Genomic DNA, 15,613 nt, shown 5'->3' with positions numbered 1-15,613 from the left:
CCCCGACACATTCCTGTAAACACCCTCCGCTATACAGGTCGACTCGTTTCTTATAACAAGGTCGTCCGTCATGCCCCCGTCGCCCCACCGCCTTGCCTTGGCCATCACTTTATTGGCTGGCAGCGGTTTCGCTGAAGCAGACCCCGCGCCTCCGAAGAACCTGCAAATCACTGCACCCACTACCACCGGGCAAACCCTGGGTGGCAGTGATGCGCTGACCACCTCGGCCACCGGCAGCATCACCACGTCCGGCGTGGCGGTGACCTTGAAGGACGGCACCAGCGGTGCAGGCGTGGTCATCACCAACGCGGGCAAGCTGGTGTCCAGCGGCGGCCGGGGTATCGACAGCTCGGGGACGATTACCGGGGCGCGCAACTACAGCCTCTACAACCTTGCGGGCGGCGTGATCCAGGGCGCCAACGATGCGCTGCGCATCAACAGCAATTTCGCCAGTGGCACGCTGTTGATCGACAACAGTGGCACCATTCGCTCGGCCACCGGCCAAGGGCTGGACCTGGATGCGATCCGCAGCAACAACGTCACCACCACCATTATCAACCGCGCAGGCGGGCTGATTCGCGGCGATGCGAGCGACGGCATGAAGACCGGGGCCAACGCCAGCATCACCAACTATGGCGAGATCTCCACCGGCGACACCTTCTCCCGCGATGATAAATTCGACGGCGTCGATATCGACTCCGCCACCGGCGTGACGGTGACCAACTACGGCCTGATTTCCGGCGGCCGCCACGGCATTACCACCGACCTGGGCGCCACGCTGACCAACTACGGCACGGTGATCGGCCGCAACGGTTCGGGCTTTGGCTCCGACGGCGACGGCACGGTGATCAACCATGGCACCATCACCGGCGCGTTCTCCGGGTTGCAACCGGACGGCGACGGCGATGGCGTGGACATCGACAAGATCGCCCACATCGAAAACTACGGCATCATCCAGGGCGTCGGCGCAGGGGGCGTCGACAAGAACGGCTTTGCCAACGGCAGCGAAGGCATCGCTCTGGGTGGCGGCACGGTGTACAACGCCAAGGGCGCGCTGGTCAGCGGCGCGAACAACGCGATCCTGGTGGATGACGGCAGTGACGGCCCGGGCCTGGCCGCCACCACCCTGGAAAACCATGGCGTCATCCAGGGCTTGAATGGCTTTGGCGTGAAGTTCGTCGGCAACTTTGCCGACACCGTGATCAACAGCGGCACCATCAGTGGCAGCAACGGACTGGCCCTGGACCTGGGCGGCGGCGACGACAAACTGGTGTTGCTGGCGGGCAGCCGGTTTGTCGGCACGGTTGATGGCGGCGCCGGCTATGACCGGGTCACAATGGATGACGCCGCAGGCGGCAGCTTGGGTGACAGCCGCAACTTCGAATGGCTGGACGTCAAGCAAGGCACCTGGACGCTCACCGGCAACGGTGACTTCAGCGACGGCGGCGAGATTTTCAGCGGCGCCACACTGATCAACCAGGGCGGTATCGCGGGCAACGTGACGGTCGACGCTGGTGGTGTGTATGCCGGCAACGGCTCGGTAGGCGGCCTGACCGTCAACGGTACGCTGCAGGCCAATACTACCCAGGGCCCCATCACCATCACCCGCGACCTGGTCCTGGGCAGCAACTCGGTGTTGGCACTCAGTGGCAATTCACCGTGGCAAGGCCATTACACCTTGCTGCAAGCAGGCAACATCAACGGGCAGTTTGCGAAGGTCACCAGCGACTATGCCTTCCTGACCCCAACCCTGGACTACAGCGCCACCCAAGTCGGCCTGACCTATACCCGCAATGACGTCAGCTTCAACACGTTCGCCAGCAGCGCCAACGGCAGCAGCGCCGCCACTGGCCTGGCAGGCCTGGGCAAAGACAACGCGCTGTACAACGCCTTGATCACCACCACGAGCGCTACCGCTGGCGCGGCCATCGAGCAACTGGCCGGCAGCAGCACCGCCAACCTCACCAGCGCCACCCTCGGCGCCAGCGCCCAGGTGGGCGGCAGCATGCTCGCGGCGATGCATCAATTGGGCGGCGGCGCGGGGTTGCTGGTGGGGCTCGACAGCCGCGACACCCCCGTACTGGCGGCCACCGGTGTACCCGCTGCGGCGCGTAACCTCAACGACCCGAACGCCCGCGGCCGCCTGTGGCTGCAAGGCATCGGCAGCTACGGCAAGCTGGACGGCGAGCACGGCAACAGCGGGCTGACCCAACGCACCAAAGGCAGCGTTCTCGGCGCCGACTGGGCACTCGACAGCGACTGGCGCCTGGGTGTGCTGGGCGGCTACTCCAAGACTGACCTGGACACCACCGGCGTCGACGGCAGTGTCGACAGCTGGCACGCCGGCGTCTACGCCCTGCGCCAGAGCGGCCCCTTGGCCTTGCGCCTGGGCGCGGCCTACAGCGGGCACCAGGGTGACAGCAAACGCACAGTCGCCTTCAATGGGTTCAGCGACAAACCCAAAGGCGACTACGACGCCAACAGCCAACAAGCCTTTGCCGAACTGGGTTACGCCATGGGCAGCGGGCGCTTGAGCGCCGAACCGTTCGCCAACCTCGGCTACCAGCGTTACCACCGCAACAGCTACAACGAAAAAGGCGGCGCCGCCGCGCTGCATGTCGACGGCCAGACCCAGGACAACGTCAACAGCACCCTGGGCCTGCGCCTGGCACACCTGAGCCAGTTAGAAAACGGCATCAGCCTCACCCCACGGGTCAGCGCTGGCTGGAAGCACACCTACGGCGATGTCGACAGCAACACACGCCAAGCCTTTCTCGCGGGCGGCACCGCGTTCAATGTCGAAGGCAGCGCCCTGGACCGCGACAGCCTGCTGCTGGAAGCAGGCCTGGACGTCGGCTTGTCGGCCCGCCATACCCTGGGCCTGGGCTACAACGGCGAGATTGGCAGCAACAGCCGCAACCACGCCGTGATCGGACAATGGCAGATGAGTTTTTAATCGCTGCGCACGAGAGACGACTCCTGCAAACCAGGGGTCGATGACCTGACAGTTATCCCCCCGCCACCCCGCTAAATTCCCGACCTCATTCAACAGAGGTCGGGAATTCATGCCCCATATACCCCGTAGATCAGCATTCATCATCAGCCTTGTGGCTGCTGTCGGTTTTCAACTGGCGTATGCCCGTGGTGATATCGAATACCTGCCGTACTCGATCCAACCGTATGACGCGCTTGATGAGTGGTACTCCCCGCCTGAAGAGCCAGCAGCGCCTTTGGACAACTACCTTGCCCGGCAGGCCACCACCCACAATGGTTTGCAGGTGGCCCAGGTGCTCGACCCGGCGCTGATTCGCCTGCTGGAGTCAGGCCAACTGACCTCCGAACAGCTCAAGGCCCTGCAAAAGTTGGACGATGCGCTCAAGAGACAACCGGGTGCCTATGGCGCAGCCCTGGAGCAACTGGCGGGCAGCCAACATGCCAACCTGGCCGCTGCCACCCAAAACACCACACAACAACTGAGCCACCGCTTGCTCACCACCCTGCGCGAATTGCCGACGGACGACGATGGCCACTTCTGGGTAAAAAACCTCGGCAATGAAGGCCGCCTCGACGGACAGCGCGACAGTGCTGGCTTGAAACAGGGCACACAAGGCCTGCTGTTGGGTGCGGATTGGGCATTGGACCATGCCTGGCGGGTCGGCCTGCTGGGCGCAAAGTCCACCCACCGCCTGGACGCCAAACGCTTCGCCGCCGAACTGGACAGCTGGCACCTCGGCGCCTACGCCGTACGCCAGGACGGCCCGCTGGCCGTACGCCTTGGCGCGATCTACAGCAACCATACCGGGCAGAACAAACGTGCTGTCGAGATCCTGGGCTACAAGAACTCGCTCAAAGGCAATTACGACGCGACAAGCCAGACGGCCTTCGCCGAATTCGGCTATCAGCTGGGCCGCGGGGACTTCAGCCTTGAACCGTTTGCCGGCCTGGGCTACCAGCGCTATCAACGCGACGGCTTCCAGGAGCATGGCGGGCTGACGGCGCTGAATGTCCGCGCCCAAACCCAACAGAACTTCAACAGCACCCTCGGCCTGCGCCTGGCGAAGTCGTACCGGTTCGATAACCAGATGATCCTCACGCCGCATTTGAGCACCGGCTGGAAACACCTGTATGGCGACGTGGACAGCCAGGTACGCCAATCCTTCCGATATGGCGGCGGCGCCATTGGCGACTTCACCGTTCAGGGTACGTCCCTGGACCGCAACAGCCTCAACCTGCAGGCGGGGTTGGACCTGGCCCTGACGAACAACCACAGCGTCGGCCTTGCCTACGCCAGCGAGTCCGGCACCCACAGCAGCAGCCAGAGCCTGACCGGGCAGTGGCGCATGCGGTTCTGACCCTCAAATCCCAGGCGAAAAAAAAGGGGGGCACCTGCCCCCCCGAGGATTAAGCGGTAGTGTCGAAGGCTGGATCAGCCTTCGATTTCAATCAGGATTTCACCCGGGTTGACCCGGTCGCCCTTGGCCACATGAACGGCGGTGACCTTGCCGGCGATGGCCGCCTGCACTTCGGTCTCCATCTTCATGGCTTCGGTGATCAGCACGGCCTGACCGGCCTTGACCACGTCGCCTTCCTTGACCAGCACGTCGACGATATTGCCCGGCATCGCCGTGCTGACGTGACCCGGCGCAGTGGCGTGCTTGCGCTTGCTGCCGCCGCTGCTGACGAACTCGTTGAGCGGTTCGAACACCACTTCTTCGGGCATGCCGTCGATGGACAGGTAGAAGTGACGCTTGCCTTCGGCTTTCACGCCAACACCGGTGATGTCCACGCGGTAGCTTTCACCGTGCACGTCGATGACGAACTCGGTCGGTACGCCTTCGCCACCCGGGCGAGCCACGCCGCCGGCTTCAGGGATCGGCAACAGCACTTCTGGCGCCAGGGTGCCCGCGTCGCGTTCTTCGAGGAACTTACGGCCGATGTCCGGGAACATGGCGTAGGTCAGCACGTCTTCTTCGGACTTGGCCAACGCACCGATTTCGCCACGCAGCTTGGTCATTTCCGGTTTGAGCAAATCAGCCGGTCGCACGTCGATCACTTCTTCGCTGCCGATGGCCTGGCGACGCAGCTTCTCGTTCACGGTGCCCGGCGCCTTGCCGTAGCCACCTTGCAGGTACAGCTTCACTTCGTTGGTGATGGTCTTGTAGCGCTCGCCGGCCAGTACGTTGAAGAACGCCTGGGTGCCGACGATCTGCGAGGTCGGGGTCACCAGCGGCGGGAAGCCGAGGTCTTCACGCACACGCGGGATCTCGGCCAGCACTTCGCTCATGCGGTTCAGTGCGCCCTGCTCTTTGAGCTGGTTGGCCAGGTTGGAAATCATCCCGCCCGGCACCTGATTGACTTGCACGCGGGTGTCGACCGCGGTGAATTCGCTTTCGAACTGGTGGTACTTCTTGCGCACGGCGTAGAAGTACAGGCCGATCTCTTGCAGCAGCTCCAGGTCGAGACCGGTGTCGAACTCGCTGCCTTTGAGGGCGGCGACCATCGACTCGGTACCCGGGTGGCTGGTGCCCCAGGCGAAGCTGGAGATGGCGGTGTCGATGTGGTCGGCACCGTTTTCGATGGCCTTGAGCTGGCACATCGCGGCCAGGCCAGCGGTGTCATGGGAGTGGATGAAAATCGGCAGGGTCTGCTCGGCTTTCAGCGCCTTGACCAGCTCGCCTGTGGCGTACGGGGTCAGCAGGCCGGCCATGTCCTTGATCGCGATGGAGTCGCAACCCATGGATTCCAGTTGCTTGGCCTGGGCCACGAATGCTTCGACGGTATGCACCGGGCTCGTAGTGTAGGCGATGGTGCCCTGGGCATGTTTGCCGGCAGCCTTCACGGCTTCGATGGCCACGCGCAGGTTACGCACGTCATTCATCGCGTCAAAGATGCGGAACACGTCGATGCCATTCACGGCAGCCTTGGCGACGAAGGCTTTGACCACGTCGTCGCTGTAGTGGCGGTAGCCCAGCAGGTTCTGGCCACGCAGCAGCATTTGCAGGCGGGTGTTGGGCAACGCCGCGCGCAGTTTGCGCAGGCGCTCCCACGGGTCTTCTTTCAAGAAGCGCACGCAGGCGTCGAAGGTCGCGCCGCCCCAGACTTCCAGGGACCAGTAGCCGACTTTGTCGAGCTTGTCGCAGATCGGCAGCATGTCGTCGGTGCGCATGCGGGTCGCGAGCAACGATTGGTGGGCGTCGCGCAGGATGGTGTCGGTTACGAAGATTTTCTTGCTCATTATTCTTTTCCTCACAGGCCTGCGTGGGCGGCGATGGCGGCGGCGATGGCCAGGGCCAGCTCTTCGGGTTTGCGCTTGATCGAGTAGTTGGTCAGCTCAGGATGGCTTTCCACAAAGCTTGTATTGAACTGGCCGCTGCGGAATTCCGGGTTGCGCAGGATTTCCTGGTAGTAGGCGGCGGTGGTTTTCACACCTTGCAGGCGCATGTCATCCAGGGCGCGCAGGCCACGGTCCATGGCTTCTTCCCAGGTCAACGCCCACACCACCAGTTTCAGGCACATGGAGTCGTAGAACGGCGGGATGGTGTAGCCGGTGTAGATCGCCGTGTCGGTGCGCACGCCGGGGCCGCCGGGCGCGTAGTAGCGGGTGATCTTGCCGAAGCTCGGCAGGAAGTTGTTCTTCGGGTCTTCAGCGTTGATACGGAACTGCAACGCGAAACCCCGGTGCTGGATGTCTTCCTGCTTGACCGACAGCGGCAGCCCCGACGCAATGCGGATCTGCTCACGCACGATGTCGATGCCGGTGATTTCCTCGGTGATGGTGTGTTCCACCTGCACCCGGGTGTTCATTTCCATGAAGTACACCTCGCCCTCGGCGAGCAGGAACTCCACGGTGCCGGCGTTCTCGTAGCCCACGGCCTTGGCCGCGCGCACCGACAGGTCGCCGATGTAGGCGCGCTGCTCGGGGGTCAGCTGGGGGCTTGGGGCGATTTCGATGAGCTTCTGGTTACGACGCTGGATCGAGCAATCGCGCTCGAACAGGTGCACCACGTTGCCAAAGCTGTCACCGAGGATCTGCGCCTCGATGTGCTTGGGGTTGACGATGCATTTTTCCAGGAACACTTCCGCCGAACCGAACGCCTTGGTGGCTTCGGAAATCACGCGGGGGAAGGCTTGTTCGAGTTCTTCGCGGCTGTTGCAACGACGGATACCGCGCCCGCCGCCACCGGAGGTGGCCTTGAGCATCACCGGGTAACCGATGCGGTCGCCTTCGGTCAGGGCTTCATGGATATCGGCGACGTTGCCTTCCGTGCCGGGGGTGACCGGCACGCCAGCCTTGATCATGCTGCGGCGCGCTTCGGTCTTGTCGCCCATGCGGCGGATGACTTCGGCGGACGGACCAATGAACTTGATCCCACGTTCGGCGCAGATGTCTGCCAGTTCGGCGTTTTCCGAGAGAAAACCGTAGCCAGGGTGCAGCGCGTCACAGCCGGTTTCCACGGCCAGGTTCACCAGCTTGCGCGGGTTCAGGTAGCCAGCCAGGGGCTCGGCACCAATGCTGTGGGCTTCGTCGGCACGTTTGACGTGCAACGCATGGCGGTCGGCGTCGGAAAAGACCGCGACCGAGCGAATGCCCATCTCGGCGCAGGCACGCACGATTCGTACGGCAATTTCACCACGGTTGGCGATCAGGATCTTTTTTATCACTTGGAAATTCCCTTGAGCCGATTGCTGCGTTCTTCAACCCGCTAGACCCGGGTCGGCGCGTGACTAAATGTTTCATGACAGTCGCGAGACACACACTAAGCCGCGCAAGGGATTAACAAAAATCAATAATTATTGGGTCGTGCATAAGTAAAGACTTATAGTTGGCCGGACGGCTCAGGGCGAAAGGACAAAAATAATGCGTAAGTCATTGATGCGTATGACATTGCGTCAATTGCAGATCTTCAACGAAGTGTGCGATTTGCGCTCCTACAGCCGCGCCGCCGAGGAAATGTCCCTCACACAACCGGCCGTTAGCCTACAAATTCGCCAGCTGGAAGAGCTGATCGGCCAGCCGCTGTTCGACTACGTCGGCAAAAAGCTCTACATGACCGAAGCCGCCGAAGCCCTGCAGCGAGCCAGCCGCGATATCTTCGGACGCCTGGAAAACCTCGATATGCAGCTCTCGGACATGCAAGGCTCGCTGCAAGGCCAGTTGAAGCTGGCGATTGAGTCCAGTGCCAAGTACTTCGTGCCGCACTTGTTTGCCGCCTTCAAGCGCCAGCATCCGGAGGTGCAATTGCACCTGACGGTGGTCAACCGCGCCCAGGTGATTCGCCGGCTGTCGGACAACCGTGATGACCTGGTGATCATGTCCATGGTGCCCCAGGACATGGGCCTGGAATTCCTGCCCTTCCTCAACAACCCGATTGTCGCCGTGGCGCCACCGGACCATCCCTTGAGCCTGCAAGGCCCGTTGCGCCTGCAGGACCTGGAACCCTACACGCTGCTGCTGCGCGAGCCGGGCTCCGGTACGCGACTGGCGTGCGAGGAGTACTTCAAGGAGAAGCGCGTGCACTTCACCCAGACGGTGGAAGTGGCCTCGGCCGAGGCGCAGCGCGAATGTGTCTGTGCAGGCCTGGGCGTGGCCCTGCTGACGCGTCATGCGGTCAACATGGAGCTGGCCACCGGCGGGCTCAAGGAGCTGCCGGTGGAAGAACTGCCGCTGTACCGCAGTTGGTGCCTGGTGCAAGCCAAGGCCAAGCGCTTGTCACCGGTGGCCCATGCGTTCCTGGGCTTTATCCGCAGCGAACGGGCGCAGATCAGCGTGCTGGCTGAGCGTTTCGCTGGGCAGCCACGGGTGCCTGCCAATGGAGTTCCGGGTAGTCACTGATGCTCTGGAGCAGTTGACGCTCTTCACAACGGTCTTCGATTGCGCGACGGAACGCCATGCGGCGCTGGTCTTCCTGCTGACGACGGGTCTTTACGGCGCTGTTGCTGTCTTCGTAGGGACGTGCCATTTGGAATCTCCCAATGCGAGTACGGGGAGTTCAGGATGGGCTTGGGGGGTTACGGTTTAGCGGCGCGGGGATGACAGGACGATGAATTCGGTGAATTCTCACCGATAACCTGTAGGAGCCGGCTTGCCGGCGATGGCGCCCTCAAGATCGCAATCGCCGGCAAGCCGGGCTCCTACAAGGGTCGTGTAAAGTCAGCAAGGGGTCGGATCAGTCGTCGAGGGCTTTGACGGACTTGGGCGACAACCGCAGGCTGCGCAAGCTGCGCTTTACGCTTTTGAGGTGGTTGACCAGGCTCGGCCCGCGCGCCATGGCCACGCCCATGGCCAGCACGTCGATCACTACCAGGTGGGCGATGCGCGAAGTCAGCGGCGTGTAGATTTCGGTGTCTTCATGCACGTCGATCGCCAGATTGACCGTGGACAGCTCCGCCAATGGCGTCTGGCTCGGGCACAGGGTGATCAGCGAAGCGCCGCTTTCACGCACCAGGTTGGCGGTGATCAGCAGGTCCTTGGAGCGACCGGACTGCGAAATGCAGATCGCCACATCCGTAGGCTTCAAGGTCACTGCCGACATCGCCTGCATGTGCGGGTCGCTGTAGGCCGCTGCGGTGAGCAGCAGGCGGAAGAACTTGTGCTGGGCGTCGGCTGCCACGGCGCCGGAAGCACCGAAGCCATAGAACTCGACACGCTGGGCCTGGGACATGGCGGTCACGGCCTTTTGCAGCTCCACCGGGTCGAGCTTCTCGCGCACTTCCATGAGGGTGTGCAACGTGGTGTCGAAGATCTTCAGGCTGTAGTCGGCGACGGAGTCGTCTTCATGGATCGCAAATTGCCCGAAGCTCGCGCCCGCAGCCAGGCTCTGGGCCAGCTTGAGTTTCAGGTCCTGGAACCCGGAGCAGCCGATGGCGCGGCAAAAGCGCACGATGGTCGGCTCACTGATGCCCACGCTGTGGGCCAGGTCGGCCATGGAACTGTGCATCACGGCCGCAGGGTCAAGCAGCACGTGATCGGCAACCTTGAGTTCCGATTTGCGTAACAGGTGGCGCGACTGGGCGATATGTTGCAACAGGTTCAAAGGGCAGGACTCTTGTTATTGGCAGACGCCAGGGATGTAGCAAGCTTGTAGTTATACTACAAGAATTGCCGTTTTGCCCGCCCGATGCATCACTAAATCGCCCTGCTGCCCTCTGATTCAAAGGGCACAGGCTTTGTAGCCACAGGGGCGCGTCCTGCGTCCCTAAGGAAAATCTGCATTTTTACGTAACAAATCTGCCAGCCCTTGCGCCTGCATCGGCCGGCTGATCAGGTAGCCCTGCACTTCATCGCAGCGTTCCCCGCGCAGGAAATCCAGCTGCTGCTGATCTTCCACACCTTCGGCCACCACCTTGAGCGCCAATCCATGGGCCATGGCGATGATCGCCCGGGTGATCGCGGCGTCTTCGCGGCCCTGGCCAAGCCCACGGATGAAGGTCTGGTCGATCTTCACGTAGTCCACCGGGATGCGCTTGAGGTAACTGAGGGACGAATAGCCCGTGCCGAAGTCGTCAATCGCCAACTTCACCCCCAGGTCACGCAGCTGCTGGAAGGTGGCGATGATGTGCTCAACGCTGTCGAGCAACTGGCTTTCAGTCAGTTCCAGCTCCAGGTATTGCGGATCGAGGCCGGTTTCTTCGAGTACCTGGCGTACCAGGCTCACCAGCTTGCCCTGGCGCAATTGATGCACCGACAGGTTCACCGACACCCGGATCGGCGCCAGCCCCTGGCGCTGCCACTCGCACGCCTGCCAACAGGCCTGGCGCAACACGAACTCGCCCAGCGGCACGATCAGGCCAGTCTCCTCGGCCAGGCCGATGAAATCGCCCGGCGGCACCATGCCCCACTGTGGGTGCTCCCAGCGAATCAGCGCTTCGGCGGCATTCAGCTTGCCAGTGGCCAGGCACAGCTTGGGTTGGTAGAACACCGTGAGCTGGCGCTCGTCGATGGCCTTGCGCAGGTGGTTTTCCAGCTGCAAGCGTTCCAGGGTGCTGGCTTGCAGGCTGTCGGTGTAGAACTGGAAGTTATTGCCGCCCAAGTGCTTGGCGTGTTGCATGGCCATGTTCGATTGGCTGACCAAAGCAGAAATTTCCCGCGCGTTATCCGGCAGCAAGCTGACGCCCATGGACGCACTCACCACCAGCTCATGCCCTTCCACCGTTACCGGCACCCGCAGCTTGGCCAGCAAGCGCGTGGCCACCCGCGCCAGGCTCGACAGGTTGCCATAGGCGTCAAACAACACCGCGAACTCATCCCCGGACAGGCGCGCAATCGTGTCGGCTTCTGGCAGCGCATTGATCAGGCGACGGGACATCTTCTGCAGCAATTGGTCGGCCACTTCATGGCCCAGGCTGTCGTTGAGCAGCTTGAAGCGGTCCAGGTTGATATGCAGCAATGCCAAACTGCGCCCGCCCTGACGCACCCGCGCATGAGCCTCGCGCAAGCGCTCGCGAAACAGCGAGCGGTTGGCCAGGCCGGTCAGTTCGTCATAGTGGGTGAGGTAGCGCATGCGCTCTTCAGATTCACGACGGGCCGAGAGATCGGCGAAAAAGCCCACTATATGACTGACTTTTCCGCGAACATCGCGCACCACGTTCAGCTGCAGCCATTGTGGGTACAGCTCGCCGTTCTTACGGGTCTCCACCAACTCCCCTTGCCAGGTGCCATGGCTGAGCAATGCCTGGCGGATCACCGGAAAATGGCGGCGCGCATCGCGGCTGCTGGGCAGTTCGACGACGTTGCGACCGATCATGTCGTCGATATCAAAGCCGGTGACACGGCTGAAGGCCTGGTTCACGGCGATCAGCACGTAGTTGGGGTCGAGGATGACGATGCCTTCGCTGGCGGCCTCGAACACCGTCGACGCCAGGCGCTGCTGTTCTTCCAGGGCCTTGTCGGCGCTGATATCGCGACGCGTGCCCAGCATGCGCGTGACTCGTCCGCTGGGCGCACGCTCCACGGCGCGGCCACGGTCTTCGATCCATACCCAATGGCCATCACCGTGGCGCACGCGGTATTCGACCTGGTAGTCCTCGCTGCGCCCCTTGAGGTGCTCCACCAGCGCGCGCTTGAGCAATGGCAAGTCTTCGGGGTGCAGGCGCGGCTTGAGGTGGCTGAGCATCGCCGTGACGTATTCGGGCTCCAGGCCAAACAGCTCCTTGAGCTGGGTGTGATGGACTTCGTCGGTTTGCAGGTTCCAGTCCCACAGGCCCAGTTCGCTGGCTTGCAGCGCCATGGCCAGGCGCGCTTCGCTTTTGTTCAGGGCGAGGCTGGCGGCGTCCAGTTCCTGGCTGCGTTGCGCCACGCGGTCTTGCAGGCCGATTTGCGCGTCACGCAGTTCCTGCTCGACCTGACGGCGCTGTTCCACTTCGCGCACCAGCTCCTGGTTCAGTTGCTCGCTGCGTTGCTGCGCCTGCTGCAGGTGTTCGATCAGCGCCTGGTTCTGGAAACGGCGTAGCAACCCACGCTGTATCAGGCGATTGACCTGCCACGCCACCACACTCAATGAGGCCAGCAGGATCAGGCCGAGCACGCCCCAGCCTTGCTGCTGCGGGGCGCCGTTCCAAAACAAGTAAAGGATGGCCGGTACAAGACACGGCACGGCAAAGGACAGGAATGCGGGCAGGCTCACGGCGTAGGCCACGCTGGCCGAGAGCGTCGCGGCGCCAATCAGGCCGAATACCCAGGCCTGTTGCATGAAGCTGTCCACCGGCACCAAGGCGATGGCTGCCGTGGCCAGGGTCAGGCCGCTGACCGCCGAACCGAGCATGAACATGCGCCGCCACACGGGCTGGGCCTGGCGGCTGGGCATGGCCGAATCAAAGGCTGCCACCTGGATCACGCGCATGGCCACCAGGGCGAGCAGCCACACCAGCCAGATGCTGTCGAGCAGGTATTGCTTGGGGTTCCACAACAGCCAGGCGCAAACCAGGCCGTTGACCAGCATCAATAAGGTGGGCAGCAACGAGCCCTGATACAGCAGGCGTGTACGCTCGACCGCCATCTCTGTGGCGTAATGTTTACGGATGACCTGCGCGGGCGCCGCCGAGGGGCCGAACAGGTCGGTGCTGAGGGTCATAGGCAGTGTTCTTATAATGGTGAGCCCGAAACGTCGACGGAGCATACACAAGCACGCGCTTGGGCCAAACTGCTCCAAGTCATAAAAAACGCACGATAAACCGTCGCAAACCTTGGTGCCAGACAGCTTGAGCGAGACGCTGCGCGGGCTGTGGCCCATGACCGACCGGTCATCACCCCCGACAGAATGTTTCAGCCGCCCCGCTCACCCTTGCAGTTTTCCATCGACCACCCGGCATTGGGATTTGCCCCACTCCCCCCGGGGCCATAGAATGCGCCGATGCGCGATGATCTCTCCCTTTTGCTGAACTCCCTCAACGATGCCCAACGCCAGGCCGTAGCGGCCCCCGTTGGCCGTCAGTTGGTCCTGGCCGGTGCTGGCTCCGGTAAAACCCGAGTGCTGGTGCACCGTATTGCCTGGTTGATCCAGGTCGAAAACGCGTCTCCGCATTCCATCCTGTCGGTGACGTTCACCAACAAGGCCGCTGCCGAGATGCGCCACCGCATCGAGCAGTTAATGGGCATCAGCCCGGCCGGCATGTGGGTGGGCACCTTCCACGGCCTGGCGCATCGCCTGTTGCGGGCGCACTGGCAGGAGGCGGGCCTGGCCCAGACCTTCCAGATTCTCGACAGCGACGACCAGCAACGCCTGGTCAAGCGCGTCATCCGTGAGCTGGGCCTGGATGAACAGCGCTGGCCGGCGCGTCAGGCGCAATGGTTTATCAACGGCCAGAAAGACGAAGGCCTGCGCCCGCAGCATATCCAGGCCAGCGGCGATCTGTTTCTGGCCACCATGCGCAGCATTTATGAGGCGTATGAAGCCGCCTGCGTGCGCGCCGGTGTGATCGACTTCTCCGAGCTGCTGCTGCGCGCCCTCGACCTGTGGCGCGACAATCCGGGTTTGCTGGCGCACTACCAGAAACGCTTCCGCCACATCCTGGTGGACGAGTTCCAGGACACCAACGCCGTGCAGTACGCCTGGTTGCGCCTGCTGGCCAAAGGCGGCGACAGCCTGATGGTGGTGGGCGACGACGACCAGTCGATCTACGGCTGGCGTGGCGCGAAAATCGAGAACATCTACCAATATTCCGAAGATTTCCCGGACGCCGAGACCATTCGCCTGGAGCAGAACTACCGCTCCACCGCAGGCATCCTCAAGGCCGCCAACGCCTTGATCGCCAACAACACCGGGCGCCTGGGCAAAGAGCTGTGGACCGACGGCGGCGAAGGCGAAGCGATCAACCTGTACGCGGCCTTCAACGAGCACGATGAAGCGCGCTACGTGGTGGAAACCATCGAGAGCGCCCTGAAAACCGGCCTGGCACGCAGCGATATCGCAATCCTGTACCGCTCCAACGCCCAGTCGCGGGTGCTGGAAGAAGCCTTGCTGCGTGAGCGCATTCCGTACCGCATCTATGGCGGCCAGCGCTTCTTCGAACGCGCTGAAATCAAGAACGCCATGGCCTACCTGCGTTTGCTGGAAGGCCGTGGCAACGATGCGGCGCTGGAACGGGTGATCAACATCCCGGCCCGTGGCATCGGTGAAAAGACCGTTGAAGCGATCCGCGACCACGCACGCCACGCCGACGTGTCGATGTGGGAATCCATGCGTTTGCTCATCGCCAACAAAGGCCTGACCGGCCGTGCGGCGGGTGCGCTGGGTGTGTTTGTCGAGCTGATCGAGAACCTGGCGGCCAAGTGCGCGGAAATGCCCCTGCACCTGATGACCCAGACGGTGATCGAACAGTCCGGCCTGATCGCCTATCACGAAGCGGAAAAAGGCGAGAAAGGCCAGGCCCGGGTAGAAAACCTTGAGGAACTGGTCAGCGCCGCCCGCGCGTTCGAGAACACCGAGGAAGATGAAGAGCTGACCCCGCTCGCCGCGTTCCTCGGCCATGCCTCGCTGGAGGCCGGTGATACCCAGGCCGACGAGCATGAAGACAGCATCCAGCTGATGACCTTGCACAGTGCCAAGGGCCTGGAGTTCCCCTACGTGTTCCTGGTGGGCATGGAAGAAGGCCTGTTCCCCCACAAGATGAGCCTGGAAGAGCCCGGCCGCCTTGAGGAAGAACGCCGCCTGGCCTACGTGGGCATCACCCGCGCCATGCAGAACCTGGTGATGACCTACGCCGAGACCCGACGCTTGTATGGCAGCGAGACCTACAACAAGGTGTCGCGCTTCGTACGCGAAGTGCCGAAGGGGCTGATCCAGGAAGTGCGTTTGTCCAACAGCGTCAGCCGCCCGTTCGGTGGTGGCCAGCAGCAGAGCGCCAGCACTCTGTTCGCCGGTTCCGAGATTCCGGAGACCCAGTTCAGCCTCGGCCAGCAGGTCAGGCATTCGGTGTTCGGTGAAGGCGTGATCCTCAATTTCGAAGGCGCGGGTGCCCAGGCGCGGGTGCAGGTGAATTTCGCCGAAGGCAGCAAGTGGCTGATGATGGGTTACGCGAAGCTCGAAGCGATCTGAGATCCTCTGTAGGAGCCGGGGGTGGGGGGGGGGGGGGGGGGGGGGGGGGGGGGGGGGGGGGGGGGGGGGGGAGGGGGGGG

General features: G+C 62.8%; 9 protein-coding genes. 4 read left to right on the top strand and 5 right to left on the bottom strand.

Features of this window, described 5'->3' with window-relative positions:
* The first annotated feature begins 70 nt into the window (after positions 1 to 70).
* Positions 71 to 2,956, top strand: coding sequence for an autotransporter outer membrane beta-barrel domain-containing protein (locus tag AC07OV_RS26445; RefSeq protein ID WP_494997493.1), 2,886 nt, complete (start codon positions 71 to 73; stop codon positions 2,954 to 2,956).
* A gap of 109 nt (positions 2,957 to 3,065) precedes the next feature.
* On the top strand, positions 3,066 to 4,352 hold the full coding sequence (locus tag AC07OV_RS26440) for an autotransporter outer membrane beta-barrel domain-containing protein (protein WP_494997492.1): 1,287 nt from the start codon (positions 3,066 to 3,068) through the stop codon (positions 4,350 to 4,352).
* Between the two features lie 74 nt (positions 4,353 to 4,426).
* On the opposite strand, the gene oadA is transcribed toward AC07OV_RS26440, so the two are convergent.
* Positions 4,427 to 6,235 (bottom strand): sodium-extruding oxaloacetate decarboxylase subunit alpha, encoded by a 1,809-nt coding sequence (gene oadA / locus AC07OV_RS26435; protein WP_016971699.1) that lies wholly within the window; start codon positions 6,233 to 6,235, stop codon positions 4,427 to 4,429.
* Positions 6,236 to 6,246: 11 nt separating this feature from the next.
* The gene (locus tag AC07OV_RS26430; protein ID WP_016971700.1) at positions 6,247 to 7,662 is read right to left on the bottom strand and encodes an acetyl-CoA carboxylase biotin carboxylase subunit; all 1,416 of its coding nucleotides are present in this window, start codon (positions 7,660 to 7,662) and stop codon (positions 6,247 to 6,249) included.
* A 196-nt stretch (positions 7,663 to 7,858) separates the two neighbouring features.
* Here AC07OV_RS26430 and AC07OV_RS26425 point away from each other — a divergent pair, with 196 nt between their 5' ends.
* Entirely contained in the window at positions 7,859 to 8,833 is a 975-nt protein-coding gene (locus AC07OV_RS26425) for a LysR family transcriptional regulator (RefSeq protein ID WP_494997491.1), read from the top strand.
* Here the strand turns inward: AC07OV_RS26425 and AC07OV_RS26420 are convergent.
* From AC07OV_RS26420 to AC07OV_RS26410, 3 genes are all read right to left on the bottom strand, one after another.
* Complete coding sequence (locus tag AC07OV_RS26420; protein ID WP_081609292.1) at positions 8,763 to 8,960, bottom strand: PA3496 family putative envelope integrity protein; 198 nt, start codon at positions 8,958 to 8,960, stop codon at positions 8,763 to 8,765. The two genes, AC07OV_RS26425 and AC07OV_RS26420, sit on opposite strands and share 71 nt — an antisense overlap.
* 207 nt (positions 8,961 to 9,167) lie before the next feature.
* Entirely contained in the window at positions 9,168 to 10,034 is an 867-nt protein-coding gene (gene hexR, locus AC07OV_RS26415) for a transcriptional regulator HexR (RefSeq protein WP_003177007.1), read from the bottom strand.
* Between the two features lie 162 nt (positions 10,035 to 10,196).
* A complete protein-coding gene (locus AC07OV_RS26410; RefSeq protein WP_176994522.1) occupies positions 10,197 to 13,070 on the bottom strand; it encodes an EAL domain-containing protein in 2,874 nt (957 codons plus the stop codon).
* A 279-nt stretch (positions 13,071 to 13,349) separates the two neighbouring features.
* Between AC07OV_RS26410 and uvrD the strand changes: the two genes are divergently transcribed.
* Positions 13,350 to 15,533, top strand: coding sequence for a DNA helicase II (gene uvrD, locus AC07OV_RS26405; RefSeq protein ID WP_494997490.1), 2,184 nt, complete (start codon positions 13,350 to 13,352; stop codon positions 15,531 to 15,533).
* Positions 15,534 to 15,613: the final 80 nt, after the last annotated feature.

Source organism: Pseudomonas sp. GW821-FHT09A09 (assembly GCF_059418405.1).
Note: the sequence above shows the minus strand (reverse complement) of the source record. Positions and strands in the feature narration are given on the sequence as shown.